This is a genomic window from Streptomyces sp. WAC07094 (assembly GCF_036320405.1).
Taxonomy (GTDB): domain Bacteria; phylum Actinomycetota; class Actinomycetes; order Streptomycetales; family Streptomycetaceae; genus Streptomyces; species Streptomyces lannensis.
Map to the genome: position 1 here is coordinate 5206900 of NZ_JAVMJZ010000001.1, position 24788 is coordinate 5231687.

Annotated in this window: 23 protein-coding genes and 2 tRNA genes; 18 read left to right on the forward strand and 7 right to left on the reverse strand. The window is 70.7% G+C overall.

All coding sequences use genetic code 11. The annotated features are described in order from the left end of the window. Positions 1 to 56 precede the first annotated feature (56 nt). The 13 genes from RCR19_RS23045 (at position 57) to RCR19_RS23105 (ending at position 11960) form a co-directional block, all read left to right on the forward strand. Entirely contained in the window at positions 57 to 1178 is a 1122-nt protein-coding gene (locus tag RCR19_RS23045; RefSeq protein WP_331269529.1) for an ROK family transcriptional regulator, read from the forward strand. A 152-nt stretch (positions 1179 to 1330) separates the two neighbouring features. Next, positions 1331 to 2101, forward strand: a complete 771-nt coding sequence (locus tag RCR19_RS23050) for a hypothetical protein (RefSeq protein ID WP_331266842.1) — start codon at positions 1331 to 1333, stop codon at positions 2099 to 2101. A 59-nt stretch (positions 2102 to 2160) separates the two neighbouring features. Next, positions 2161 to 2916, forward strand: a complete 756-nt coding sequence (locus RCR19_RS23055) for a GntR family transcriptional regulator (protein WP_331266843.1) — start codon at positions 2161 to 2163, stop codon at positions 2914 to 2916. 142 nt (positions 2917 to 3058) lie between these two features. Further along, positions 3059 to 4180 carry a TIGR03364 family FAD-dependent oxidoreductase gene (locus tag RCR19_RS23060; protein WP_331266844.1) on the forward strand — a complete coding sequence of 374 codons (1122 nt, stop codon included), beginning with the start codon at positions 3059 to 3061 and terminating at the stop codon, positions 4178 to 4180. An 8-nt stretch (positions 4181 to 4188) separates the two neighbouring features. Continuing rightward, the gene (locus tag RCR19_RS23065; RefSeq protein ID WP_331266845.1) at positions 4189 to 4881 is read left to right on the forward strand and encodes a phosphonatase-like hydrolase; all 693 of its coding nucleotides are present in this window, start codon (positions 4189 to 4191) and stop codon (positions 4879 to 4881) included. Further along, positions 4878 to 5927 (forward strand): ABC transporter ATP-binding protein, encoded by a 1050-nt coding sequence (locus RCR19_RS23070; protein ID WP_331266846.1) that lies wholly within the window; start codon positions 4878 to 4880, stop codon positions 5925 to 5927. The genes RCR19_RS23065 and RCR19_RS23070 overlap by 4 nt, the downstream gene beginning before the upstream one ends. Further along, on the forward strand, positions 5920 to 6738 hold the full coding sequence (locus tag RCR19_RS23075; protein ID WP_331266847.1) for a 2-aminoethylphosphonate ABC transporter permease subunit: 819 nt from the start codon (positions 5920 to 5922) through the stop codon (positions 6736 to 6738). Before RCR19_RS23070 ends, RCR19_RS23075 begins: the two co-directional genes overlap by 8 nt. Then, positions 6725 to 7522, forward strand: a complete 798-nt coding sequence (locus RCR19_RS23080) for an ABC transporter permease subunit (RefSeq protein ID WP_331266848.1) — start codon at positions 6725 to 6727, stop codon at positions 7520 to 7522. The genes RCR19_RS23075 and RCR19_RS23080 overlap by 14 nt, the downstream gene beginning before the upstream one ends. A 50-nt stretch (positions 7523 to 7572) precedes the next feature. After that, positions 7573 to 8634, forward strand: a complete 1062-nt coding sequence (locus RCR19_RS23085; protein ID WP_331266849.1) for a 2-aminoethylphosphonate ABC transporter substrate-binding protein — start codon at positions 7573 to 7575, stop codon at positions 8632 to 8634. A gap of 48 nt (positions 8635 to 8682) precedes the next feature. Continuing rightward, complete coding sequence (locus RCR19_RS23090) at positions 8683 to 9462, forward strand: HAD-IIA family hydrolase (protein ID WP_331266850.1); 780 nt, start codon at positions 8683 to 8685, stop codon at positions 9460 to 9462. 129 nt (positions 9463 to 9591) lie between these two features. After that, on the forward strand, positions 9592 to 10155 hold the full coding sequence (locus RCR19_RS23095; protein WP_331266851.1) for a hypothetical protein: 564 nt from the start codon (positions 9592 to 9594) through the stop codon (positions 10153 to 10155). 3 nt (positions 10156 to 10158) lie between these two features. Continuing rightward, positions 10159 to 10824 carry a class F sortase gene (locus RCR19_RS23100; protein ID WP_331266852.1) on the forward strand — a complete coding sequence of 222 codons (666 nt, stop codon included), beginning with the start codon at positions 10159 to 10161 and terminating at the stop codon, positions 10822 to 10824. Positions 10825 to 10940: 116 nt separating this feature from the next. Further along, entirely contained in the window at positions 10941 to 11960 is a 1020-nt protein-coding gene (locus RCR19_RS23105; RefSeq protein WP_331266853.1) for a glycoside hydrolase family 6 protein, read from the forward strand. Between the two features lie 61 nt (positions 11961 to 12021). On the opposite strand, the gene RCR19_RS23110 is transcribed toward RCR19_RS23105, so the two are convergent. The 4 genes from RCR19_RS23110 to RCR19_RS23125 all read right to left on the reverse strand — a co-directional run bounded on the left by RCR19_RS23110 (position 12022) and on the right by RCR19_RS23125 (position 17077). Beyond that, complete coding sequence (locus RCR19_RS23110; protein WP_331266854.1) at positions 12022 to 13959, reverse strand: galactose oxidase-like domain-containing protein; 1938 nt, start codon at positions 13957 to 13959, stop codon at positions 12022 to 12024. Then, on the reverse strand, positions 13956 to 15899 hold the full coding sequence (locus tag RCR19_RS23115) for a glycosyltransferase family 2 protein (RefSeq protein WP_331266855.1): 1944 nt from the start codon (positions 15897 to 15899) through the stop codon (positions 13956 to 13958). The genes RCR19_RS23110 and RCR19_RS23115 overlap by 4 nt, the downstream gene beginning before the upstream one ends. 303 nt (positions 15900 to 16202) lie before the next feature. Beyond that, positions 16203 to 16913, reverse strand: coding sequence for a FadR/GntR family transcriptional regulator (locus tag RCR19_RS23120; protein ID WP_331266856.1), 711 nt, complete (start codon positions 16911 to 16913; stop codon positions 16203 to 16205). 90 nt (positions 16914 to 17003) lie between these two features. Beyond that, positions 17004 to 17077, reverse strand: a tRNA-Lys gene (locus tag RCR19_RS23125). Between the two features lie 224 nt (positions 17078 to 17301). On the opposite strand from RCR19_RS23125, the gene RCR19_RS23130 reads away from it, so the two are divergent. From RCR19_RS23130 to RCR19_RS23150, 5 genes are all read left to right on the forward strand, one after another. Continuing rightward, positions 17302 to 18513, forward strand: coding sequence for a peptidoglycan-binding protein (locus tag RCR19_RS23130; protein WP_331266857.1), 1212 nt, complete (start codon positions 17302 to 17304; stop codon positions 18511 to 18513). Between the two features lie 91 nt (positions 18514 to 18604). Continuing rightward, entirely contained in the window at positions 18605 to 19750 is a 1146-nt protein-coding gene (locus RCR19_RS23135) for an SPFH domain-containing protein (protein WP_331266858.1), read from the forward strand. Between the two features lie 118 nt (positions 19751 to 19868). After that, positions 19869 to 20492, forward strand: coding sequence for a lytic polysaccharide monooxygenase (locus tag RCR19_RS23140; protein ID WP_331266859.1), 624 nt, complete (start codon positions 19869 to 19871; stop codon positions 20490 to 20492). 128 nt (positions 20493 to 20620) lie between these two features. Beyond that, entirely contained in the window at positions 20621 to 21088 is a 468-nt protein-coding gene (locus RCR19_RS23145; protein ID WP_331266860.1) for a DUF3592 domain-containing protein, read from the forward strand. Positions 21089 to 21157: 69 nt separating this feature from the next. Beyond that, on the forward strand, positions 21158 to 22852 hold the full coding sequence (locus RCR19_RS23150; RefSeq protein ID WP_331266861.1) for an AMP-binding protein: 1695 nt from the start codon (positions 21158 to 21160) through the stop codon (positions 22850 to 22852). Positions 22853 to 22895: 43 nt separating this feature from the next. Here the strand turns inward: RCR19_RS23150 and RCR19_RS23155 are convergent. The 3 genes from RCR19_RS23155 to ehuA all read right to left on the reverse strand — a co-directional run bounded on the left by RCR19_RS23155 (position 22896) and on the right by ehuA (position 24785). Then, a tRNA-Lys gene (locus RCR19_RS23155) sits at positions 22896 to 22969 on the reverse strand. A 78-nt stretch (positions 22970 to 23047) separates the two neighbouring features. Then, positions 23048 to 23806 (reverse strand): IclR family transcriptional regulator C-terminal domain-containing protein, encoded by a 759-nt coding sequence (locus RCR19_RS23160; RefSeq protein ID WP_331266862.1) that lies wholly within the window; start codon positions 23804 to 23806, stop codon positions 23048 to 23050. A gap of 202 nt (positions 23807 to 24008) precedes the next feature. Continuing rightward, the gene (ehuA, locus tag RCR19_RS23165; RefSeq protein WP_331266863.1) at positions 24009 to 24785 is read right to left on the reverse strand and encodes an ectoine/hydroxyectoine ABC transporter ATP-binding protein EhuA; all 777 of its coding nucleotides are present in this window, start codon (positions 24783 to 24785) and stop codon (positions 24009 to 24011) included. Positions 24786 to 24788: the final 3 nt, after the last annotated feature.

Here is a 24788-nt window from a genome sequence, read left to right on the forward strand (position 1 = left end):
CGGGAGGCGGCGCAGTCAGGCGCGGGGTCGGGACGGCAGCGGCCGGCGGAGCGAATCTGCCGGCGTTGCGCAGTCACAACACGGCACTGGTGCTGGATCTGCTGCGTACCGCCGGGGAGCCGGGGATCAGCCGCCTGGAGCTGGCGGAGCGCACCGGGCTCACCCCGCAGGCCGTCAGCAAGATCACGGCCCGGCTGCGTACCGACGGTCTCGTCACGGAGGCGGGCCGGCGCGCCTCCACCGGCGGCAAGCCGCGCACGGTGCTGCGGCTGGTGCCCGGCGCCGGGCACGCCGTGGGGCTGCATCTGGACCGGGACGAGCTGCGTGCGGTGCTGTGCGATCTCACGGGCGCGGTGGTCGCCGGGCGACGGGCTGCGCTGGATCTCGGCGCCGGTGCCCGCGCCGTGGTGGAGGGGGCCGCCCAGGAGGTGGAGGCCCTGCTGTCCGAGGGGGTGGCGAAGCCCACGGGGACGCCGGAGGACATCGCGGGCGCGGGGCCTTCCGTGCCCGTCCTCGGGGTCGGTGTCGCACTTCCCGGTCCGCTCGACCACGCCCGCGGTGTGCTGCACCGTGTCACCGGGTTCCCCGAGTGGGACGGGTTCCCGCTGCGCGACGCACTGGTGCGGCGGCTCGGGATGCCCGTGGTCGTCGACAAGGACACGAACGCCGCCGCGCTCGGGCTGGCCCTGGGCGGGACGGTCGGGGGCGCCGACGCGTCGTTCGCCTATCTGCATCTCGGGACCGGGCTCGGCGCCGGACTGGTCGTCGGCGGGGCCGTGCACCGCGGCGCCCGGACCGGGGCCGGGGAGTTCGGCCATCAGGTGGTCCAGCTCGACGGGCCGTCCTGCGGATGCGGCGACCGCGGGTGCATCGAGGCGCTGTGCCTCGCCGCCGTCGCGCGGGGGGACCTGGCCGAGGCGGCCCGTGTGCTCGGCACGGGTGCGGCGAACCTCGCCGGACTGCTCGACATCGACCTCGTCCTGCTCGGCGGCCGCACGGTCGCCGCGCACCCCGACGCCTTCGAGCGGGGCGTCGGCGCCGTCCTCGGCGCCCGGGCCCGGCGCGAGGGGTCGGCCACGGCCGTCCCGGTACGGATCGCCCCCGGCGAGGCACGCGGCGTCGCGGAGGGCGCGGCGCAGCTGCTGCTCGCGCCGCTGTTCGGGCGGGCGGAGGGGTGACTCCCGGCCCCGCGCCGTCCTGCCGGGGCGAGACGGGCGCGGCGGTGCGGCGACTGCGCTGATCGAGGGGACTTGGACGGCGGACCCCGGCCGGCAGGGCGTGGCGTGCTCCGATGGCCGTTGTCCATGGCCGGTTCATGGATGTCATGCGATTGTCTCGACGACCCCGGCTGGCCCCGGCGGTGCCGTGCGCCCTGGCCGCCACCGTCCTCCTCCCGCAGGCCTCGGCCATCACTCTGACGGCGGATCAGCGGACCGGCTGCGTCGCCACCAGCGGTACCTCCTTCCCGCTCACCACCCGTATCCGAGGCGGCCCCGGTGCATACGAGTCCGGTGGCGCCGCCCACACCTGGTTCATCGACCTGAAGAACACGACCGCACACCGCTGCGACAGCATCCACCCGGTGCTCGTCCTGGTCGACGCCGCACGGGCGATGACGGCCGCTCAGCCCCGGCTGGAGTTCTTCGACGGCGGCCGTCCGCACCCGGTCGCCTTCATCCGCACGGACCGGGCCGAGCTGGTCGGCGTCTTCGACGGCGGCCTTCCGGGCTTCACGGTCGATCCGGGGCGGACCCTCAGCGTGAAGGTGCGTCTGGCGCTGGCCCCCGGCGCCCGGCCGGACGACGTCGTGGCGAACGCGGCGATCGTGCAGCGGCACGGAAACGACGGGGACTGGGTCGGGGAGTCGAACGACTACCGGTTCCGGGTCGAGGCGGCGGGCGGCCCCACCGGCGCACGCACGGAGGCCGAGCAGCGGACGCAGCCACCCGCCCCCCGGCGCAGCCCGGCCGGGGACACGCTGGCCGACGCCGGACCCCGGCAGACGCACGGACTGGACGGGATGTCCACCGGACTGCTGGTCATGGCGGGTGCGGTACTCGTGGCGGGGCTGCCCGTGCTGCTGTACCGCAGGCGCCGCTGAGCCGGTCCGGGACGGCGCCCCCTCCCGGCGCGGCCGGGTCCGTCTGCGACGATCAATGCGTGGACTACCCGAACGACCAGGACCCAGGCGCCCCCATCCGCTCCGGCATCCCCGAGCACGGCCGCATCCCGAAGTACTACGCGGTGAAGGCCCGGATCGCCGCGCTCGTCGCGGAGTTGGGCGAGGGCGGGCTGCTGCCCACCGAACGCGATCTGTCCGAGCGGTACGACGTCGCTCGCGAGACCGTACGGCAGGCGCTGCGCGATCTGCTCCTGGAGGGGAAGCTGCGGCGGCAGGGACGGGGAACGGTGGTCGCGGGACCCAAGCTGGAACAGCCGCTGTCCCTGGCCAGCTACACCGAGGGCGTCCGCCGGCAGGGGCGCACCCCCGGCCGTGGCCTCATCACCCTCGACCGCTTCCCCTGCAACGACACCCTCGCCGCCGACGTCGGCCTCACCCGCGGCGAACCGGTCTGGCACATGGAGCGCGTGCTGCTCGCCGACGACGAGCGCGTCGGTCTGGAGAGCACCTACGTGGCGGTGGCGCGGGTGCCGCGGCTGGACACCGACTTCGACCCCGACTCCTCCTTCTACAGCTACCTCCACGAACAGGGCATCGTCTTCGGCGACGCGGACGAACGCATCGAGACGGTGCTGGCCGCGCCGCGCGAGGCTCTGCTCATCGGGACTCCACCGGCCCTGCCGATGCTGCTGATCCACCGCGTCTCCCGCGACACGCTGGGGCGGCCGCTGGAACGGGTCAGGACGCTGTACCGGGGGGACCGGTTCTCCTTCACGGCGCATCTGGGCGGCTGACGGACGCACCGGGCGGGTCCTGGGATCCGTCCGTTTTTTATAACGCAAAGGTAACGGGTCTAGCCCAAACTTGAAGGGCGGTTCACCATCTGGATGCCGAACGCATCCTTCCGATTTCCCGAACCCGAGGAGCGTGGTCGTCGTGAGAGTGACAGTCGTCGGAGCCGGCGTGGTGGGTACCATGCACGCCTGGCAAGCAGTGGAACGCGGCCACGAGGTCGTACAGATCGAGCGGGAGACCGAGGCCCGGGGTGCCTCGCTGCGCAACTTCGGGCAGATCTGGGTGAGTGGTCGCGCCGCCGGCGAGGAGCTGGAAACGGCCCTTCGCGCCCGGGAGCTGTGGGAAGGACTCGGCGCGCGTGTGCCCGCGCTGGGCTTTCGCCCCAACGGCTCGCTGACGCTCGTTCGCACCGGCCTCGAACGTGCCGTCGCCGAGGCCGCGCTGTCCCTTCCGGACGCGGCCGCGCGCGGTTACAAGCTGCTCACCCCGGCCGAGGCGCGCACGCTGAACCCCGCCCTGCGCGGGACGTACGACGCCGCGCTGTACTGCGAGCGGGACGCGGCGGTCGAACCGCGCACCGCCCAGCTCGCGCTGCGCGCCGAGCTGCTGCGCCACCCGAACTACACCTTCCTGCCGGGCCGTGAGGTCCGCGAGGTCACCGGCCCCGGCACGGTCCGTGACGACCACGGCGAGGTGCACCGGGCGGACGCCGTCGTGCTGTGCACGGGCGCCTGGCTCGGCGGACTGGTCAAGGAGCTGGCGCCCGACCTTCCGGTGCGCCGCGTACGGCTGCAGATGATGCAGACCGACCCCCTCGGCGAACCGCTGCCCACCTCGGTGGCCGACGCCGACAGCTTCCGCTACTACCTCGCCTACCGCGGCGAGGCCCTGGACCACCTCGAGGCCACGCAGCCGCAGTCCCCGACCGCCGCCGCCCACCGCATGCAGCTGCTGATGGTGCAGCGTGCGGACGGCGGTCTGACGATCGGTGACACCCACGAATACGAGCACCCGTTCGCCTTCGACACGGTCGAAGAGCCCTACGAGCACCTGACCGGGGTCGTCGAGGGCTTCCTCGGCCGGCCGCTGCCGAGGATCCGCCACCGCTGGGCGGGGGTGTACGCGCAGTGCACCGACCCCGGCCGGGTCGTGCACCGCCAGCAGGTGCGCGAGGGGGTGTGGCTGGTCACCGGGCCCGGCGGGCGCGGTATGACCTGCGCACCCGCGATCGCCGAGACCACCGCGAACGAATTGGGTTGGTGAACCACCTCATGACCGACATACGTCTTGTCGTCCTGGACATGGCCGGCACCACCGTCGCCGACGGCGGACTCGTCGAACAGGCCTTCGCCGCTGCCGCCGCCGAGCTGGGTGTGGAGCCAGGCTCCGCCGACCACGCGGAGAAGGTGGCCTATGTACGGGCCACCATGGGCGAGTCGAAGATCTCCGTCTTCCGGCACCTGTTCGGCGAGGAGTCCCTCGCCCGCCGGGCCAACTCCGCCTTCGAGAAGGCCTACGGCGAACTGGTCGACGACGGCCACGTCCACGAGATCCCGGGCGCCCGCGCCGCCGTCGAGGAACTGATGGCCGACGGGCGGACCGTCGTGCTCACCACCGGATTCGCCCGCGTCACCCAGGACGCGATCCTCGACGTCCTCGGGTGGCGGGGACTGGTCCCGCTCACCCTGTGCCCGGCCGACGCGGGAGGCCGCGGGCGGCCGTACCCCGACATGGCGCTCGAGGCCTTCCTGCGCACCGGGGCGGCCGAGGACGTGCGGCAGATCGCGGTGGCCGGTGACACCTCGTACGACATGCTCAGCGGCGTCCGGGCCGGGGCGGGCCTGGTCGCCGGGGTACTCACCGGGGCCCACGACCGCGACGCACTGCAGGCCGCCGGCGCCACCCACGTGCTCGCCTCCGTGACCGGCCTGCCCTCCCTGCTGAGGGGGGCCGAGGGGGAATGACCGGCATACGCTTCGAGAGGGTGTCGGTCGCGTACGACGGGACCACCGTGCTCGACGCGCTCGACCTCACCGTCGAACCGGGCGAGGTGATGGCGCTGCTCGGCCCGTCCGGATCCGGGAAGACGACCGCGCTGCGGGCCGTCGCCGGATTCGTGCGCCCGGCCTCGGGGCGCGTGTTCCTCGGTGGCCGGGACGTCACCGGGCTGCCGCCGCACCGGCGCGGCATCGGAATAGTCGTCCAGCAGTACGCGCTCTTTCCGCACATGCGGGTCGCGGACAACGTCGCGTTCGGCCTCAGGGCGCAGAAGGTGCCCCGGCGGGAGATCCCCGCTCGGGTCGCCGAGGCCCTGGAGATGACCGGGATGGGGGAGTACGGGCGTCGCTATCCGCGCGAGCTGTCCGGTGGCCAGCAGCAACGGGTCGCCATCGCCCGCGCGCTCGCCGTACGCCCCGGCGTGCTCCTCCTCGACGAGCCGCTGTCCGCCCTGGACGCCCGGCTGCGCTCCGGCATGCTGGCCGAACTGGCCCGACTGCACCGGGAGTTGCCGGACGTGACGATCCTGTACGTCACGCACGACCAGGTCGAGGCGCTGACGCTGGCCGACCGCATCGCGGTGATGGACCGGGCGCGGTTGCAGGACGTCGGCACGCCGCGCGAGCTGTACCGGGCGCCGCGCACCGAGTTCACGGCGTCCTTCGTGGGCAACGCGAACCTGCTGCCGGTGACCGTCGGGTCGACGGGCGTCGCCTTCGACGGGGTCGAGCTGCAGGTGGACACACAGGGGGCGGCGAAGGGTGCCGCGGCGACCCTGTGCGTCAGGCCGCACCTCGTCGGGCTCGGGCCCGGCCCCAACCGGCTGGCCGGGGTCGTGGGCGAGATCCAGTGGCGCGGGGCCACCCACCGTCTGTACGTGGACGTGGGCGGCCACCGGGTCATGGCCGACGTGCGCGAGCTGCGGCGCCCGCCGGCTCCCGGCGAGGCGGTGGAGATGCACTTCGCCCCCGAGGACGCGGTGCTGCTGGCCGCTGGGGTCAGCAGTGACTAGGCGCCTGACGTGGGCGCTGCCTCCCGCGCTCCTGCTCGCCGCCGCGTTCCTCTATCCGCTCGTCCTCGTCGTCCGGCAGTCCTTCCGGCCCGACACCGGCGGCACCTCCCTCCAGCCGTACACCGATGTCCTCGGCTCCGTCGCGTTCCGCGAGGCCCTGTGGACCACGGTCTGGCTGGCGCTCGCCGCCACCGCCTGCTGCCTGGTCCTCGGTTTCTTCCTGGCGCTCGTCATCGCCTTCGTACCCTTCCCCGGCGCGAAGGCCGTCGCGCGGTTCGTCGACGTGTTCCTGTCCTTCCCCTCCTTCCTCATCACGCTCGCCCTCCTCTTCCTGTACGGCACCGTGGGCATGGCCAACGGACTGTGGACCGAGGTGACCGGCGCGGCGTCCGGACCCTTCCGGTTCCTCACCACCCCCTGGGGCGTCCTCCTCGGGGAGGTCACCTACTTCACGCCCTTCGTGATGCGTCCCCTGCTGGCCGCCTTCTCCCAGCTCGACACCGCGCAGGTGGAGGTCGCCGCGTCACTCGGCGCGCGGCCCGGGCGGATCGTGGGGCGGGTGATCCTGCCGGAGGCGCTGCCCGCCCTCGCCGCCGGCGGAGGCCTCGTCCTGGTGCTGTGCCTGAACGAGTTCGGCATCGTGCTGTTCACCGGCGCCAAAGGCGTCACCACCCTGCCGATGCTCGTCTACAGCAAGGCGATCCTGGAGTCCGACTACCCGGGCGCCTGTGTGGTCGCCGTCGTCAACGTCCTCGTCTCCGTGGGCCTGTACGGCCTCTACCGGGTGGTGAGCCGCCGTGCTGGTGCATAGCCGCACCGGGAAGTGGACCCTGTGGGTGCTCTTCCTCCTCCTCTTCCTCCCCCTGTTCGCCCTGCCCCTGTTCGTCATCCTCGCGGCCTCGTTCGCCGGGCACTGGTCGGGCGTGCTTCCCTCCGATTTCACTGCCGCCCACTACACCGCCGCCACCCGGGGCGAATCGCTCCAGGCGCTGATCACCAGCCTGGTCACCGCGGTGACCGCGAGCCTGCTCGCGCTCGCCGTGGGCACCTGGGGCGCGCTCGGCGCGCACGCGCTGCCCCGGCCCCTGCGCCGGGTGCTGGACGCCCTGTTCGTACTGCCCGTCGCCGTGCCCTCGGTCGTGGTCGGGCTCGCGGTCCTCGTCGCCTTCTCGCAGCCGCCCGTGCTGCTCAACGGCACCCGGTGGATCGTGATCCTCGCGCACACCGTGCTCGTCACGGCCTTCGCCTACCAGTCCGTCTCCGCGGCCGTACTCCGCCTCGACCCCGCCTACGAGCATGCCGCGGCCTCGCTCGGCGCCCGGCCCGCATACGTCCTGTGGCGGGTACGGCTGCCACTGCTGCTGCCGTCCCTCACGGCCGCCGCGGGCCTCTGCTTCGCCCTGTCCATGGGCGAGTTGAGCGCCACGATGATGCTCTATCCGCCCGACTGGGTCCCGTTGCCGGTACAGATCTACGCCGCCACCGACCGGGGCTCGCTGTTCACCGGATCGGCCCTCGCGGTCGTCCTCATGGCGGCCACCCTGCTCGTCCTGTTCGCCGTGGCCCGTATCCGCACCCGGGCCTCCTACCGCTGACCGGCCCGACCACCCGAATCACCCTTTTCCCGCAAGGAGTTCATCTCGCCATGCCCACGAACACCGCCAAGCCGATCGCCGCCGTCCTCGGCAGCCTGGTCCTCGCCGGATCCCTCACCGCCTGCGGAGGCGACTCCTCCGCCGCCGACGCCAAGACCGTCACCGTCTACAGCGCGGACGGCCTCAAGGGCGAGAACGGCGACGGCTGGTACGACCGTGTCTTCAAGGACTTCGAGAAGCAGACCGGAATCAAGGTCAAGTACGTCGAGGGCGGCTCGGGCGAGGTCGTCCAGCGCGCCCTTCGCGAGCGGAGCAACCCCCAGGCCGACGTGATCGTCACGCTGCCCCCCTTCATCCAGCAGGCCGACGGCAAGGGACTCCTGGCGAAGTACGCGCCCCAGGGCTCCGACCAGGTCTCCGGTGCCGACAAGGCGGAGGACGGCACCTGGACCTCCGTCGTCAACAACTACTTCGGGTTCGTCTACAACAAGAAGGAGCTGAAGCAGGCCCCCACCACCTGGGAGGAACTGCTGGACGCCAAGTACAAGGAGAAGCTCCAGTACTCCACCCCGGGTGTCGCCGGTGACGGAACCGCCGTGCTGGTCAAGGCGATGCACGACTTCGGCGGCAAGCAGGCGGCGCTCGACTACCTGAAGAAGCTTCAGGCCAACAACGTCGGCCCGTCCGCCTCCACGGGCAAGCTCGCGCCCAAGGTCGACAAGGGCGAACTCCTCGTCGCCAACGGTGACGTCCAGATGAACTTCGCCCAGTCCAAGTCCATGCCGAACCTCGGCATCTGGTTCCCGGCCACCCAGGGCGGCAAGGCGACCACCTTCGCGCTGCCGTACGCGGCCGGCCTCATCGGCAAGGCCCCGCACAGCGAGAACGGCAAGAAGCTCCTCGACTACATGCTCGGGCAGACGGCGCAGCAGCAGGTCAGCGAGATCGGCGGCGGCTTCAGCGCCCGCACGGACGTCAAGGCCACCGACGCCAACGCCGTCGCCCTCACCAAGCTGATGGAGGGCGTCGACGTCTTCGAGCCGGACTGGTCCGACATCGACAAGAACCTTCAGTCCTACGTCGACGACTGGAAATCCGCCACGAACAGCTGATCGCTACGCTGGGACTCACGCAGCGAGACGTACGGCAGGAGATCGCAGATGGCAGAGCGCAAGCCCATCGAGTCATGGCTCACCGACATGGACGGTGTGCTCATTCACGAGGGTGTTCCGATCCCCGGGGCCGACGCGTTCCTCAAGAGGCTGCGTGAGTCCGGCAAGCCCTTCCTGGTCCTGACCAACAACTCCATCTACACCCCGCGCGATCTGCACGCCCGGCTGAGCCGCATGGGTCTCGAGGTACCGGTGGCGAACATCTGGACCTCGGCGCTGGCCACCGCCCAGTTCCTGGACGACCAGCGCCCCGGCGGCTCGGCCTACGTGATCGGGGAGGCCGGGCTCACCACGGCGCTGCACGACATCGGCTATGTCCTGACCGACCAGGACCCGGACTACGTCGTGCTCGGCGAGACCCGCACCTACTCCTTCGAGGCCATGACCACGGCGGTGCGGCTGATCAAGAACGGGGCGCGGTTCATCGGCACCAACCCCGACGAGACCGGCCCCTCGCCCGCGGGCCCGCTGCCCGCCACAGGCGCCGTCGCCGCGCTGATTACCAAGGCGAGCGGCAAGAAGCCGTACTTCGCGGGCAAGCCGAACCCGCTCATGATGCGGACCGGCCTGAACACACTCGGGGCCCACTCCGAGACCAGCGCGATGATCGGCGACCGCATGGACACCGACGTACTGGCCGGTATGGAGGCCGGGATGCAGACGTTCCTGGTGCTCACCGGACTGACCACGCGGGAGCAGATCGACAGGTTCCCCTTCCGTCCCTCCCATGTCGTGGACTCCATCGCGGACCTGGTCGAGATCGTCTGACCGGCACCGGGGCCGACCCTCCAACGGAGTAGTGGCGGGCCCCGTCCGGATGCGCCCGAGTGCCCGTCGAGAGAACCTCCTGGTATCGGGAGGTTCACGATGGGCTCACTACGGCTCACTCTCTGTGCGGTGGCCGCCGTCGCAGCCGCCCTTGTGCCCACGGCGCACGCGGCGGACGAGCAGGGTGTCTCACTGACCCCTGCGATCCCCACGCCCGGCACCGACGTCAGGCTGTCCGTGCGGGGCTGTGCCGGTACGTCGGGCACCGCGGTGTCCGACGCCTTCGTCGCGGACACACGGCTCGTCGGTGAGGACGGCACGCTGACCGGCGACACCCGCATCCGCTCCTCGTCGACCGTGGGCCCTCACGCCGTCACCGTCGACTGCGACGGCCAGGAGATCAAGGGCGTGATCACCGTGGCCGGGCCGTCGGCCTCCCCGTCGCGGGCCGCCACCGCCGCCCCGAGCGCGAGCGCCCGGGCGTTTCCCACCACCACGGCCACGCCGTCGGCCCCCTCCTCGCCCACCGCGCCGGTCCAGGCGGGCGGCGGCGGCACCTCGAACGCCTCCCCCTCGGACGCCCGGGTCGCGGCACCCGGCACCTGGCATGCGGTCTTCGGCCTCCTTCTTGCGGGCGTCGCGTTCGCCGCGGTCGTCGCCCGGGGTGTCCGCCGCAGTCGCGACACGGAGTGAAACATGGCCAGACACGAACGATCCTGCGGCACCGGACGGCTGCTGATGGGGCTCGCCTGGGTGGTCCTGCTGCTCGGGCTGTGGCAGTGGGGGAGTGAGATCGCCGATGTGCGCCAGGGGATCTCCGCGCCCATGACCGGCGACATGGCCGCCGTCGGACGTCCCCCGCAGACCGAACTGCCCTCTGCCGCCACACCGTTGGGTCAGGCGGCACCCCTGCGCGTCGACATCCCCGACATCGGGGTGCGGGCGCCGGTCGTGCCGCGGGGCCTGGACGGGCAGGGAGCGGTGGATCCGCCGTCCTACGACCAGCCGGGCGCGGTCGGGTGGTACCGGGCGGGAGTGGCACCGGGGACCGCCGGGACCGCGCTGTTCGTCGGGCATGTGGACACCGAGAGCAAACCGGCGGTGTTCCACCGGCTGAGCGGTCTGCGGCCCGGCGCGGTGGTGCGCGTGGCCCGTGACGACGGCCGGGTCGCTCGGTTCACCGTGGAGGACGTCAAGGTCCTTGCCCGCGACACCTTCGACGCCCGGCAGGCGTACGGCCCGCGGGAGCCGGGACGGGCCGAGCTCCGGCTGATCACCTGTGGCGGAAGCTACGACCGGGCGAGCCACACCTACTCGGCGAACGTGGTGGTGTCGGCCTATCTGACGGGCGTGGGCCGGTGACGCGGTCACAGGTCTCCCGCAACAGCCGCGCGATCTCATGGGCGGGACGCGACGGGTATGTCAGGATTGGGGAGTAAGGCGGAACGCCCAAAGTGGTACACCCAAGGGGGAGTTGGATGTACGGGACGAGGGGTGGGGGGCCGCGGGCCGCGGCGGCGGCGGTGGGGGCCGCGCTGCTGCTGGCCGGGTGTTCCTCCACCGGGAACGGGGAGGACCGCGAAGAGCGCCCGAGCGGGACCGTCACCCAGCAGCCGAAGGCTTCGGACCCGTTCTGGGTCAACCCGGGAGGGAACGCGGCCCGGCAGGTCACCGCGTACGAGAAGGCCGGCAGGGCGGCCGAGGCGGACCGGATCAGAAAGATCGCCGAGCAGCCTACGGGGGAGTGGATCGGCCCGGAGAACCCGGCGCAGGAGGCGCGGGGGTTCACCGAGGCCGCGGCGAGGGCGGACCGTACGGCACTCCTGGTCCTCTACAACATCCCGCACCGCGACTGCGGCCAGTTCTCGCAGGGAGGCGCGGCCGACGGCGACGCGTACCGGGCGTGGATCGACGGCGTGGCCCGCGGGATCGGGGACCGGCGGGCGATGGTGGTCCTGGAGCCGGACGCGGTGCTGCACATGGTGGACGGCTGCACCCCGGCCGAGTTCCACGAGGAGCGGTACGACCTGCTCAAGGGGGCGATCACCGCACTCAAGGCGCTGAAGAACGCCAAGGTGTACCTGGACGCGGGCAACGCGGGCTGGCAGCACGCCGACCGGATCTTCGAACCCCTCCAGCGGGCGGGTGTCGAGCAGGCGGACGGCTTCGCGGTGAACGTCTCCAACTTCTACTCGACGCAGGATTCGACCGGGTACGGCAAGCAGTTGTCGGAGAGGATCGGCGGCAAGCCGTTCGTGATCGACACCAGCCGCAACGGCAACGGCCCCTACACGGACGGGGATCCACAGGAGCGGTGGTGCAATCCGCCGGGCCGCGCCCTGGGCGAGGCCCCGACGACCGACACGGCGGACCCGCTGGTGGACGCCTACCTGTGGGTGAAGCGGCCGGGCGAGTCGGACGGCACGTGCAAGGGCGGCCCGAAGGCCGGGCAATGGTGGCCGTCCTACGCGCTCGACCTCACCGACGGCGGCTCGTAGAGCGTGTGCGGAGCCGGGGGCGCCCTCCGCCGGACGCAGGGCGCCCCCGAGCACGGGACGGCTACGGCACCTTGACCCACTGCGCGGTCGACGGCGTCCCCTGGTCGTCGTCGGCGAACAGCATGTACCAGCCCGACTGGACGAGGTTGCGGTTCTTCGGGACCGTGACCGTGATCTTGTCCCCGGACGTCGTGAAGTCCAGCGCGATCGAGCGCTGGTCCACGTCCGTGACATGTGTGGAGGCGCTGGGCCTGATCAGCCGGACCTTCCTGATGGTCGGGGCGTGCTGCGAGGTGAAGGTGCCCGACGCCCCGCGTGCGATGGTCTGCGGTCCGCCCGACAGGGAGGGCCGCGAGTCGCGGTACAGATACGGCGGCGTGTAGATCTCGATGCGCTGTTCGAAGACACCGGGCTTGGTGTCGGCCTTGTCGGCGTAGAGCGAGTCCGAGCCGAAGAACATCACGCGGCCGTCGGGCAGCAGGATCGAGCCCGAGTGGTAGTTGCGGCCCACCAGCGGATCGGCCACTCGCTGGAACGTGTTGGTGTCCGGGTGGTAGATCCGCGCCTGGAGGATGTTCGACTCGCCGCGGCCCCGGTAGTCCTCCGAGCCGCCCGACACCAGCACGGTGTCGTCGGGCAGGACCGAGGACTGCGGATAGCGGGTGCCCTTCTCCAGGGCGGGTCCGTCGACGAAGCGGGGGGCCGCCGACTTGAGGTCGATCAGCCGGGTCCTGTTGGTGGACAGCTTGGACTCGCCCACCCCGCCGCCGCCGATGACCATGTACTTCTCGTCCTGGGCCGGCGGCAGCAGTACGGTGCCGGACGTCTCCATCATCCCGGGGGCGCTCAGCCCTGGCAGTTCGGTGAAGCTGTTGGTGTCCACGTCCCAGATGCCGGGGTCACGACCCACGTCGTCCGGGCCGTAGCCCGCGTTCGAACCCGAGTAGAAGAGCTTGCCGTTCTCCATCAGGAAGAGTGCGGGATAGGTCGGGAACTGGCGGATCTTCGAGGTGTACGTCCACTTCCCGGTCTTGGGGTCGAAGACCTCGTTCTTGCCCGGGACGAGCTGACCGATGTCGTCGAGCCCGGAGACGCTGAGGACCCTGCCGTCGCTCAGGGTGGTGAGCGTGGGGTACCAGCGGGCCTCCTTCATCGGGTCGACCTTGATGTACCTCTCGGCGACCGGATCGAACTCGTAGGCGTCACGGATGCCCTGGAAGTCCTTCTTGTCGAGGCCGAGCTTCTGCGCGATGCCATAGGTGTTGCGCGCGTCGGAGCCGGTCAGGCCCTGGACGCGGTAGTTGTCCTGGGTGCCGGTCTCGTACCGGGAGCCGCTCTTCTGCGCCTCGACGTAGATACGGCCGAGCCCGGGGTCGTTGCGCAGGAAGCGGCCGGTCTTCTTGTCGAAGACCTTCTTGGCCCGCGGCACCAGCACGGGGTCCTTGGAGAGGAAGGTCCTGCCGTTCGCCTTGCCGGTGAACGTGGTGCCCGCGGGCAGCGTGATCGGCTTGTCCGGATTCTCGTTGTGCACGATCATCAGGCCGCCGGCCTTGGTGACGTCCCCCTTCAGCTTCTCGTAGCGCTTGGTGCCGCCCGCGATCAGGATCCTGCCGTCCGCCAGCTGCGTGTGGCCGGTGCAGAACAGGTCGTTCGGCGTCGGGATCTTCTTGATCGTGCCCTTCACGGGGTCCCAGAGACGGCTGTCGAACTGCTTCTTGTCGAAGTTGTCCTGGTTGTTGCCCGAGCCGGCGATCAGCAGCACCTTCCCCGTGTGCAGCAGCACGGCGTGGATGGTGTCCTGCCGGTACTCCTCGGGGAACTCGACGGTCTGCCAGTAGCCGTTCCGGGCTTTGTACTCGGGCTTGTTGATCGTGTACTCGTGGTACCGCTCCGACCCGAAGCGGTACAGCCACGGTCCGTTCATTCCGCCCAGTGCGATGACCACCGCCGTGCCGATCGCGAGACGACGAACACGACGGTGACCGGCCGGGTCATTCATTTCTTGTGTCCCCCGAGAGCGATCTGCATGGTCTGGTCAGGGCCCGGGTGGCCGCTCCACGCGGTGCGCGGCGACGGTGCGTGGGCCCCGGCGGGTTGCCCGGGAGTCACCACGGTGTCCTGCGGTTCCTCGGCGATCACCCACTTCCGCCGCTCCTGACGCAGGGTCCAGCGCCACACGAAGACCGGGGACGCGGTGATCAGCAGGGCGATCGAGGCCCAGACGAGCATCGCGGGGTGGGCGTGGCCGAGGACGAAGCCGGCGACGATCGAGCCGCCGAAGACCAGGATGAAGAACAGATGGATCCGGAAGGTCCCGAAAAACGTGTCGGGACTCGTCGAATCGCCCTTGGGGGTCACCACGAACCGGCTCTTGCGGCGCAGCACTGCGTCCAGCAGCGAGCGGGCGTAGACCGGTGCGGACAGCGCGGACATCACCATGCCGGCCACGCCTCCGGAGCCCTCCGGCTCGTGCGGCGAGACGTTGTGCCGGCGGTTCCAGACGTACAGGCCGATCTGCAGCGCCGACGCATTGCCGTACAGCATCAGCCACACCGTCGGGTCGATGTTCACACCCGAGGCGCCCAGACCCAGGAACAGCGCACAACTCAGCGCCGCGAGGATCCAGTTGAGAGCCGACATCGGATAGAAGACGATCATCATCGTGTAGTTGAAGAGCTTGCCAGGGGGCAGTGAGAAGAAGCCCTTCCAGTACTGCTTGAGGATCGTCTCGTAGGTGCCCCGCGACCAGCGCAGCTGCTGGGTGAAGAAGTCCGTCCAGGCGCCGGGGCCCTCACCGACGGCGAGCACGTCGGGGGTGTAGACCGACCTCCACTTCCTCCCGGTGGCGGGGTTCCTGTGGCGGTGGATCTCGAAGCCGGTCGCCATGTCCTCGGTGATCGAGTCGTACAGGCCGCCGACCTGCTTGAGCGCCGAGATCCGCACGGCGTTGGACGTGCCGACGAACATCGGGGAGCCGTAGCGGTTGCCGGCCCGCTGGATCAGGGCGTGGAAGAGGAACTGCTGCGACTCGGCGGCCTTGGTGACGAAGGTGTCGTAGTTGCCGTACACCTGCGGGCCGATGACGAAGCCCACGTCCGGGTCGCGGAAGAAGCCCAGCATCCGCTCCAGGTAGTTGGGCAGCGGAACGTGGTCGGTGTCGACGGAGGCGAAGAAGTCGTAGTCGTCGCCGTGCGCCTGGAGCCAGGCGTTGTAGTTGCCGTGCTTGGTCCGGGCGCGGTGCGGGCCCTTGGGCCGGTTCCACTCGGGGACGTCCTTGCGGGTGAAGTGGTGCACGCCCAGACGCTCACAGACCGCCTTCACCTCGGGATCGTCGCCCTCGTCGAGCAGCCAAATGTGCAAAAGCCCCCGGTGGCGCAGTCGTACGGCCGCCTCCAGGGTCTTCGTCACCATCGACAGGGGTTCCTTGCCGGGGACGTACGTGGTCAGGAAGGCGACTCTCGTGCCGGTCTGCGGAACCACCGGGACGGGGTCGCGGGCGACCAGGGTTGCATGCGCGTTCGACAGTACGGTCATGCAGCGGAAGAACTCGATCAGGCCGATCGAGACGAGCATCACCACGTCGAGCGCGGGCAGGAAGTCGTAGGCCGGGTACTGGCGCTCGGTCCAGTGCTTGGGCTGGAGCAGCCAGGCCAGCAGGAGCAGTGACAGCAGCGGCGCCGCGCACAGCATCAGGGCGGCGCGGACACGGTGCGGCTCCTGGGAGAGCAGTGAGCGGTAGCGGACCCTGTACGGCTTGGACGGGTCCGGGTGGGTGAGTGGTCCCGCGAGCCGGCTGTAGTGTTCGTAGTCGTATCTCGGCAGTGTCCTCCGGCTCCGATGATCGGTGCCGGTGTGCCCCGTCCGGTGTGATGGCAGCCTCGACCGGGTCGTTTCTGACGGGTCGAAGTTCTGCCGGGCGCCCGTCGGCGTCGACGTCATGAGTCATCCCCCCGCACGCACGGCTGCGTGTCTGTGTGGTTGTTTCGCCCGCGTCAGGTCCCCCTCGACCATGACGGGCGTCAGTGACTGGTCGCCGCCACCGCGTCACCTGCACGCTGCGGACACGGGAACGCGACCTCCCGCCTGTGTGAACGCCCCCTCGGCATCCCCCCGGCCGGGCCACCCTCCCCGAGCGGCACAACCGGCCAATTACCCCCAACTGCCGTGCATCGGCAGTCCCTTGGAGCCCAGGGTTCTATGGCTTCCGGCATGATCGCAAGAGCGAAACGCGGTGTTTACCGCTCATACCGGCTCAATGGGACGCTTGTTGGAATCCAGTGGGACAGTTGAGGTCGCACGTGTACGGATGTTGAGGAAGTGGTGCCTTATGGCCGCCTCCGCTCGCACGGCATCACCGGACCGTACGGCGTCGACGATCTCCCGGTGCTGCCGGCAGGGGACCTTCGGGTCCTGGGGCACCTCGGCCAGGTCGGTGCGGACACGGTGGAACGCGTCCCAGAACGCCTCCAGCACTTCGCTCAGGAGTACGTTTCCCAGCCCCCGGTAGAGCGTGGCGTGAAAGGCGCGGTCGGTCTCCGCGAGGCCGGCGCCCCGTGCGGCCTCCTCTTCCATGCGATCGACGAGCGAGTCCAGTTCGGCGAGGTCCCGCTCCGGCAGCCGGCCCGCCAGGCGGGAGATCAGCCCCGTCTCCACCGCCTCGCGCAGTTCGAGAAGCTCCAGCAGGCTATCCTTGCCGCGGTGGTGTCCGGCGACCGTGCGGAAGGCGAGGCCCTCGACCATGGGGGCCAGGGACATCGGACCGACGTAGGTTCCGAAGCCGTGCCGGATCTCGACGATGCCCATCGCCTGGAGCGCCTTGAGGGCCTCGCGCACGGAGTTCCGGCTGGCGCCGAGCAGTGTCATCAGCTCGGGTTCGGTCGGCAGCACGGCGCCCGAGGGCAGCCGACGCTCGATGATGAGCCTCTTGATCCGCTCCTGCAGGTCCCGAGCCATGGCCAGAGGGTATCCGGCCGATCGGCGCGGGCCCCGGGTGCGGGCGGACACAAAAAGGCCTCCCGCTCATGCGAGAGGCCTTCCCGGTCGTGCGCCGCCAGGGACTCGAACCCCGGACCCGCTGATTAAGAGTCAGCTGCTCTAACCAACTGAGCTAGCGGCGCCTGTCGACCCGGAGAACTTTACCCGACACCTGAGGCTGCCCCCGGCCACGGACACCGCATGGCCGCGCCCGTCCGGCGGCGCCTCGTACCCCCGGAGGAACGGCACACGTACATCGTTCGGGCCGTCACCACGCGATTCAGGTACACAGTTGGGGAAAGTGACGTACATGCAGAAAACAGGACATATCATTCCGGGTATGGACAGGGAGTGTGAAGGGCGTCGCATGGAGACTCCGGAGTTCGAGGAATTCGCCCCCAGGACCGGCTGCGCGTGTGCGGGCTGCGTCCTCTGGCGCCGTGCCGTCTCCGCCTCCTCCCGCTCCGGACGTACCGGCCGTCTGACGGCCCGTAAGGCCGTCGCGCTTGCCGCGGTCGCCGGCGCGACCCTTGCCGCGGGCCAGGCGATGCCCGCGGCCGCCGCCGCCCAGGCTCCGCTCCGCCCGGGTGTCCCGAGGGGTGACCAGCCGCCGGACACCCCGCAGGGCCGGACGGCTCCACTGCACGGCAGTGCCGGGGCATCGGCCCCCGCCCTGGCCCCCGCGACGACCCGTGCCCAGATCATCAACCGGGCCAAGGTGTGGGTCGCGGCCAAGGTCCCGTACAGCATGGACGACTACTGGTCGGACGGTTACCGGCAGGACTGCTCGGGATACGTCTCGATGGCCTGGAACCTCGGCAGCAACGAATGGACGGGCAGTCTCGACAAGTTCGGCGTCCGGATCTCCAAGGCGCAGCTGCAGCCCGGCGACATCCTGCTGTTCCACAACGCGGCCAACCCGGAGAGCGGCTCACACGTCGTCATCTTCGGCGGCTGGACGGACTCCACGCACAAGAGGTACACGGCCTACGAGGAGACCCCGCCGAGGGCGCGGAAGCTGGCCACCCCGTACGCGTACTGGACCAATTCCAGCCGCTACGTGCCCTACCGCTACAAGAACCTGAGCGACAGCAAGGCCGGTGCGGAGAGCAAGGGCGAGCAGCCGTCGGCGACCGACGGTGTTCCCGGCCTGCCCGGCGGCTCGGGCGGGGCGGTCGCCGGCTCGGGCGCCGTCGCAGGTCCGGGCGCCGTCGCAGGTCCGGGCGCCGTCGCGCTGCCCGGTTCTTCGGCCTGGCCCCTGACGCAGAAGAACGGCGGGGGCGTGGCCGCGGCCGGTTCCGCCCTGGCCGTCGGGTCGCGATCCGTCCCCCCGGGCGGCACGCCCGACTTTCCGGGCCCGGGCATGTTCCGTCCGGGCGCGGACAACCCGCACATCACCCGGCTGGGTCGCCGGCTGATCGAGAAGGGGTTCGGCAAGCACTACACCGAAGGACCCGGTCCGCGCTGGGGCGAGATGGACCGGCGCAGTGTGGAGGCGTTCCAGCGCGCCCAGGGCTGGCGCGGTGGTGCGGCCGACGGCTTTCCCGGGCCGGAGACCTGGCGGCGCCTGTTCTCCTGACCCTTCTCCCGCAACGTTCCCGATCCCCTCTCCCGGTCCGTAACCCGACGCACCGAGCACGAACTGCCGGCGCGGAGGCATGGAGGCACGCATGAACACGAAGACACCGCAGAATCCGGAGCCCGAAGGGGCGCCGGAGGAGGCCGACACTCCGCCCGCCCGGCTCATCCAGAGCGAGTCGACCACCGACATCCCCGTCCACCTGCTGTTCCGGGACGACTCCGACATCGGCGCGCCGACCGTCCCCCCTGCGGTGGTGGGGCGGCGGCTCGGTACCGGCGAACAGCCGCGGGTACGTCCGCCCGCTCCGCCGCGCCGTCAGCCGCCCGACGTGGACCCCCAACTCGTCGAGCGGCCCGCACGGGTGATGCCCGGGCTGCTGGGCGTGCTGGTGGGGCTCTGTGGAGCGGTCGGCAGCGGGGTCATCTCGTGGTGGGCCGGCTTCGTGTCGCCGTCCGCCGTGCGCCTGCTGGAGTTGCCTCCGTCGGCGTCCACGGGCCTGGGGCTGCCGCAGGTGGCGGCGTACATCGGTGCGGGTCTGCTCTTCCTCCTCGGTTTCGGCGGACTCATGCGGGGGCAGACCGGGGGCGCCTGGGTGCTCAGCGTGTTCGGGCGCTACCGGGGCACCATCCGCCGCACCGGGCTGGTGTGGGTCAACCCGCTGGTGCTGCGCCGGCGGGCCGACGTACGGCTGCGGCACTGGCGCAGCGAGCCGATGGCCGCGGTCGACGCCAACGGGCTCGCTCTGCAGGTCGTGGTGCTGGTGACCTGGCGGGTCAGCGACACCGCGCGGGCCGTGCTCGGCATCGACGACCACGAGACCTATCTGCGGGAGTGCGTCGAGTCCGCGCTGGCGCGGGTACTGCCCCAGGTGCCGGCCGACCTGCCGGGGACGACGGCCGTCGTGAGCCTGCGCAACGTCGAGGCGGTCGGGGACGCGCTCAGCCGGTTGGTGGCCTCGGAGGCGGAGCCGGTCGGCCTGGAGGTGTTCGCGGTGCAGCCGACCCGGATCGAGTACGCCCCCGAGGTCGCGGCGCGGATGCAGCGCCGCCGTATCGCCGCGCTCGACGCCGAACACCGCGACACGGTGCTCAGCTCGCTCGTGGACTCGGTGGAGGACACGGTGATCCGGCTGACCACGCGGGGCCTGGTCGAGCTCGACGACTACGAGCGCAAGGCGCTGGTGAAGGATCTGACCGTGGCCTTCTACACGGGGCGCACGGGTGACGGGGCGTGAAAGGGAGTTGAATTGGTATGGACATGTTCAACTTCCGGTAATACCGTGGGACTTGGTCTAGACCTGAACGCTGCGCGCACGGCTCAAGGAACTCCCCACATCCTCCAGGAGCGGCAGCATGCGCATCCGTACGACCAGGAAGGCGAAGTGGTACGCGGCCGTGCTCGGCCTCGCCACCGCGGGCACGTTCGTGCTCTCCACGGGCGGTGCCAGCGCCCACGGTTACACCGACCAGCCGCTCAGCCGGCAGAAGATGTGCGCCGCGAACGGCGGCATCGTCTCCGGCTGCGGCGACATCCAGTGGGAGCCGCAGAGTGTCGAGGGCCCCAAGGGCTTCCCGGCAGCGGGGCCCGGCGACGGGCAGATCTGTTCGGCCAACCACACCAACTTCGGCGCGCTCGACCAGCCCAGGACGCCCTCGGGCACTGCCTGGCCGACGACCAAGGTGACGGGCGGGCAGAGCTACAGCTTCCGCTGGCAGTTCACCGCCTCGCACTCGACGACCGACTTCAAGTACTACGTCACCAAACAGGGCTGGAACCAGAACCACGCCCTGACCCGGGCCGATCTCAACACCACCCCGTTCCTGACGGTCCCGTACAACGGTCAGCGTCCGCCGTCCACGCTCAGCCACGCCGGCACGCTGCCGACCGGGCTGAGCGGGCACCACGTCATCCTCGGGGTGTGGACGATCGCGGACACCGCCAACGCGTTCTACTCGTGCGCTGACGTCACGTTCTGACCGGTACCGCCTCCCGGCTCGCTTTCTGAGCCTTCCTTGAGGAGCACCGGCACCCCGGGCGGGTACGTTCCACGCACGTCGACATGACCATGCGGCGTGCGTGGAGTCGTACTCAACTCGGGGGAGTCATGGACTTCTTGTTCTACGGGGTGCCTGGCCTCATCATGATCGGGGCGCTGGCCCAGGCGGTGGCGGTGGTCCGCCGCTCGCTGCGGTTGCGCAGCAACTGGAACAGCGGCCTGACCGCCGAGGCGCGCTGTCTGCGGACGTACACGACGACCAGCGGGGGCGGAGAGACCTCCGTGAGCACCACGCTGCACCATGTGTACGAGTTCGCCACCCGCGAGGGCCGTACCGTGCGCTTCGAGGAGACGGGCGGCCCGCGGACCACGGTCGAGGGCGACATCGTCCCGGTGCACTACACGGCAGCCCACCCCGAACGCGCCACCGCGCACGCCCCGGGCCGGGGCAGGGTCCTGGCGGGCGCCGTGGGCATACTGGTGTTCCTCTCGCTGATCGTCGCGTTCTGTGTCGGCTTCATGGTGACCTACGCCGAGGTCTTCGCCGCGGACGGTCCGTTCGCCGGCATGCCGTAGGGAGGCCCCGCTCCCGGCGCGTCCCACGGGTCTCCCTATCTGACGGTACGTCAGTTAATCTGCGCGCCCATGGAGTCCACGAGGGGTACCGTCGCGGAACTGGTCATGCAGGGATGGAACGACCACCGGACGGGACTGTGGTTCGAGGGGCGGTCGCTCACCCGGCACGAGGTGGCCGCGGGGGCCGCGGCCAGGGCGGCGCTGTTCGCCGATCTGCTCGGACCGGGGGACCGGCCGCACTTCGGGGTGCTGCTCCACAACACACCCGAGTACCCGCTGTGGCTGAGTGCGGCGGCCCTCGCAGGTGCGGCCGTCGCCGGGATCAACCCCACCCGCGGAGGGGCGGAGTCGGCCCGCGACCTGCTGCACACCGAGTGCCGTGTCCTGGTCACCGAGCAGGCTTTCCGCCCCCTGCCGGACGGGCTCGACCTGCCCGGCGTCCGGGTGCTGGTGACCGACACGGACGACTGCGCGGACCTCCTCGCCGGGTACGAGGGGGCCGAGCCGGACGACTCGCGGGCCACCCCCGCCGACCGCTTCCTGCTGTACTTCACCTCCGGTTCCACCGGCGCACCCAAGGCCGCGATCTGCACCCAGGGACGGCTCGTGGCAGCCGGCCGCTCCCTGGTCCGTCACTTCGGGCTCGGCGCCGACGACGTCCACTACATCTGTATGCCGATGTTCCACGGCAACGCGGTGATCGCCGACTGGGCACCCGCGCTCGTCTCGGGGGCCGCGATCGCGCTCAGGCGGCGCTTCTCGGCCTCGGGGTTCCTTGAGGACGTGCGTACCTGCGGGGCCACGTACTTCACCTATGTCGGACGTGCCGTGAGTTGCGTCCTGGCGACGAAGGAGCGGCCCGACGACCGGGACAACCCCCTGCGGCTGGGCTTCGGCACGGAGGCCGGCGTGGTGGACGCCGCCGCCTTCGAGCGGCGCTTCGGGGTGCGGCTCGTGGAGGGCTACGGCTCGTCGGAGGGCGGAGCCGCCGTGCAGCGGACGGCGGGGACCCCGGCCGGTGCGATCGGCAGGGCCGCGCCGGGCGACGACCTCGCCGTCGTCGATCCCGTCACGCGTGAGGAGTGCCCGCCGGCGGTCATCACCGGGGACGGCCGGCTGATGAACGGCAACGAGGCCATAGGGGAACTGGTCAATCGCGGGCCCCATCACTTCGAGGGGTACTGGCGCAACCCGGCCGCGGACGCCGCACGCCGCCGCGAGGGCTGGTACTGGACGGGTGACCTCTTCTACCGGGACGCGGACGGGTTCCTGTACTTCGCCGGCCGGACCGACGACCGGCTCCGCGTCGACAGCGAGAACCTGGCCGCCGCGATGATCGAGGGCATCCTCGCCCGGTATCGGGGCGCGCTCTCCGTGGCGGTGTACGCGGTGCCGGACCCGGTGGCGGGGGACCGGGTGATGGCGGCGATGGCGTTGGACGACGCCGGGTCCTTCGATCCGGACGTCTTCGCCGCGTTCCTCGCAGCCCAGCCGGATCTGGGGACGAAGATGGGACCCCGCTTCGTGCGGGTGGTGGAGGTGATGCCGGTCACCGCCACCAACAAGATCCACCGGGTGGGGCTGCGACGGGAGGGATTCCGGTGCGCGGATCCGGTGTGGTGGCGGCCACCGGAGGAGTCCGGCTACCGGCGCCTCACCGACGGGGACGTGGCCGGGCTCGTGGCGGAGTACCGGGCCCGGGGGCGGGAGGAGCTGCTGCCGCCGGCTGTCGTGCGTCCCGCCGTGGGGGATCGGCGTCCGTGACACGAGGAGAGGCCCCCCGCTTTCGCGAGGAGCCTCTCGTACGTGCGCCGCCAGGGACTCGAACCCCGGACCCGCTGATTAAGAGTCAGCTGCTCTAACCAACTGAGCTAGCGGCGCAGACTCTGTCGCGTTTCGCTTCGGCGTCCGGCGACAAAAGAAATACTACCTGGTCCGCCGGGGTGCTTGTGACCACCCTCAGATCGCGAGCGACAGCAGGACCGGGGCCGCGCCCTTGTTCAGGCGGTCCGCCGCCTGCCGCAGCCGGTGAGCGTGCTCCACCGGCAGGGACAGGGCCAGACAGCCGACCGCGGAGCCCGCGGTGATCGGGACGGCGGCGCAGACCGTGCCCACCGCGTACTCCTGCAGATCAAGGACCGGGACCGTCGGTGGATGGGCGTCGAGGCGGGACAGCAGCAGCTTCTCGCTGGTGATCGTCCGCGAGGTGAGCCGGGCCATCTTGTGCCGGGCGAGGTGGTCCCGGCGGCCGTTGACGTCCAGCTGACCGAGCAGGCTCTTGCCGACCGCGCTGGCGTGGGCCGAGGAGCGGAAGTCCACCCACTCGTGCACCGCCGGTGTCGCCGGACTCTCGGCGCACTGGGTGACGAGCACCTCGCCGTCGACGTAGCGGCTCATGTAGATCGCCGCGCCCACCGACTCGCGCAGATCGTCGAGCGTGTGCTGGAGCTTCTCGCGCAGTGCCTGCTCGCGGTCGTGGGCGGAGCCGAGACGGCTCAGGGCGGTGCCGGTGACGTATGCGCCGTCGGCGGTCTGCTCGACGTACCCCTCCCGGCTCAGCATCCGCAGGAGTGAGGTCAGCCGGTGGGTGCCGAAACCGGTCCGGCGGGCGAGCTCGGTGTCGGTGACGCCGGCGGGGCGCCCCGCCACCGTCTCGAGGACGCGCAGTGCGTCCTGCGTCGAGTGGTACGGAGCGGTCGGCTCATGGGTCAGCGCCACGGTCTCCCCCTGCGCTTCTTGGGCCGTACTCGGGACAGCTTGGCTGCCTCCACGATAAGGCTCAAGGGCTCGACGGGGAGTGGGAGTTGACGAACTTCGTGGCGTGATTCGGCCCCCTCAGCAGGGGCCCATCACACTGGCATATGCCAAGGTCATGAACCGACCGCCCGTGCCGGGCGGTGCCTCGATCAGCTTCCCGACGTCACAGCACCGCGCTGAGGAACTCCCGGGTTCGCGGCTGCTCCGGCTCGCTGAAGATCTTCTCCGGCGCGCCCGCCTCGATGACCTGGCCGGAATCGAACATCAGGACACGGTCGGAGATGTCGCGGGCGAAGTTCATCTCGTGGGTCACACAGAGCATGGTGATGTCCGTGGAGTGAGCGATGTCACGGAGGACGTCGAGCACACCGGCGACCAGTTCCGGGTCGAGCGCGGACGTCACCTCGTCGAGCAGCAGCACCTGGGGGCGCATCGCCAGGGCCCGGGCTATCGCCACCCGCTGCTGCTGCCCGCCCGAGAGCTGGCTCGGGTACTTGTCGAGGTGGTCGCCGAGCCCGACCAGGTCGAGCAGCTCGCGTGCCCGCTGCTCGGCCTCGTCCTTCGACATGCCGAGGACGGTGACCGGCGCCTCGGTGATGTTCCGGAGCACTTTCATGTTCGGGAACAGATTGAACTGCTGGAACACCATGCCGATGCTCTTGCGGATCTCGCGGACCTGCTTCTCGCCGGCCGGGAAGAGCTGCTGTCCGGCGACCGTGATCGTGCCCTCGTCGGGCTTCGTCAGGGTCATCAGCATCCGCAGGATGGTGGTCTTGCCGGAGCCCGAGGGGCCGATCAGGGTGACGTGCTTGCCCGCGTCGACCGTGAAGTCGAGGCGGTCGAGCACCGTGTGGTCGCCGAAGCGTTTGGTCACCTTGTCCAGCCGGATCAGCTCGCCGGTGGCCGCCTGCGGGTTGGCGTGGGCGTCGGGTTCTTTCATGAG

Excerpts from the sequence above, each read along its gene's own strand:
- RCR19_RS23135 (WP_331266858.1), top strand. The coding sequence starts at position 18,605 with ATGAACACGAAGACACCGCAGAATCCGGAGCCCGAAGGGGCGCCGGAG.
- RCR19_RS23130 (WP_331266857.1), top strand. The coding sequence starts at position 17,302 with ATGGAGACTCCGGAGTTCGAGGAATTCGCCCCCAGGACCGGCTGCGCG.
- ehuA (WP_331266863.1), bottom strand. The coding sequence starts at position 24,785 with ATGAAAGAACCCGACGCCCACGCCAACCCGCAGGCGGCCACCGGCGAG.
- RCR19_RS23070 (WP_331266846.1), top strand. The coding sequence starts at position 4,878 with ATGACCGGCATACGCTTCGAGAGGGTGTCGGTCGCGTACGACGGGACC.
- RCR19_RS23085 (WP_331266849.1), top strand. The coding sequence starts at position 7,573 with ATGCCCACGAACACCGCCAAGCCGATCGCCGCCGTCCTCGGCAGCCTG.
- RCR19_RS23065 (WP_331266845.1), top strand. The coding sequence starts at position 4,189 with ATGACCGACATACGTCTTGTCGTCCTGGACATGGCCGGCACCACCGTC.
- RCR19_RS23120 (WP_331266856.1), bottom strand. The coding sequence starts at position 16,913 with ATGGCTCGGGACCTGCAGGAGCGGATCAAGAGGCTCATCATCGAGCGT.
- RCR19_RS23105 (WP_331266853.1), top strand. The coding sequence starts at position 10,941 with ATGTACGGGACGAGGGGTGGGGGGCCGCGGGCCGCGGCGGCGGCGGTG.
- RCR19_RS23110 (WP_331266854.1), bottom strand. The coding sequence starts at position 13,959 with ATGAATGACCCGGCCGGTCACCGTCGTGTTCGTCGTCTCGCGATCGGC.
- RCR19_RS23115 (WP_331266855.1), bottom strand. The coding sequence starts at position 15,899 with ATGACGTCGACGCCGACGGGCGCCCGGCAGAACTTCGACCCGTCAGAA.
- RCR19_RS23100 (WP_331266852.1), top strand. The coding sequence starts at position 10,159 with ATGGCCAGACACGAACGATCCTGCGGCACCGGACGGCTGCTGATGGGG.
- RCR19_RS23140 (WP_331266859.1), top strand. The coding sequence starts at position 19,869 with ATGCGCATCCGTACGACCAGGAAGGCGAAGTGGTACGCGGCCGTGCTC.
- RCR19_RS23145 (WP_331266860.1), top strand. The coding sequence starts at position 20,621 with ATGGACTTCTTGTTCTACGGGGTGCCTGGCCTCATCATGATCGGGGCG.
- RCR19_RS23090 (WP_331266850.1), top strand. The coding sequence starts at position 8,683 with ATGGCAGAGCGCAAGCCCATCGAGTCATGGCTCACCGACATGGACGGT.
- RCR19_RS23150 (WP_331266861.1), top strand. The coding sequence starts at position 21,158 with ATGGAGTCCACGAGGGGTACCGTCGCGGAACTGGTCATGCAGGGATGG.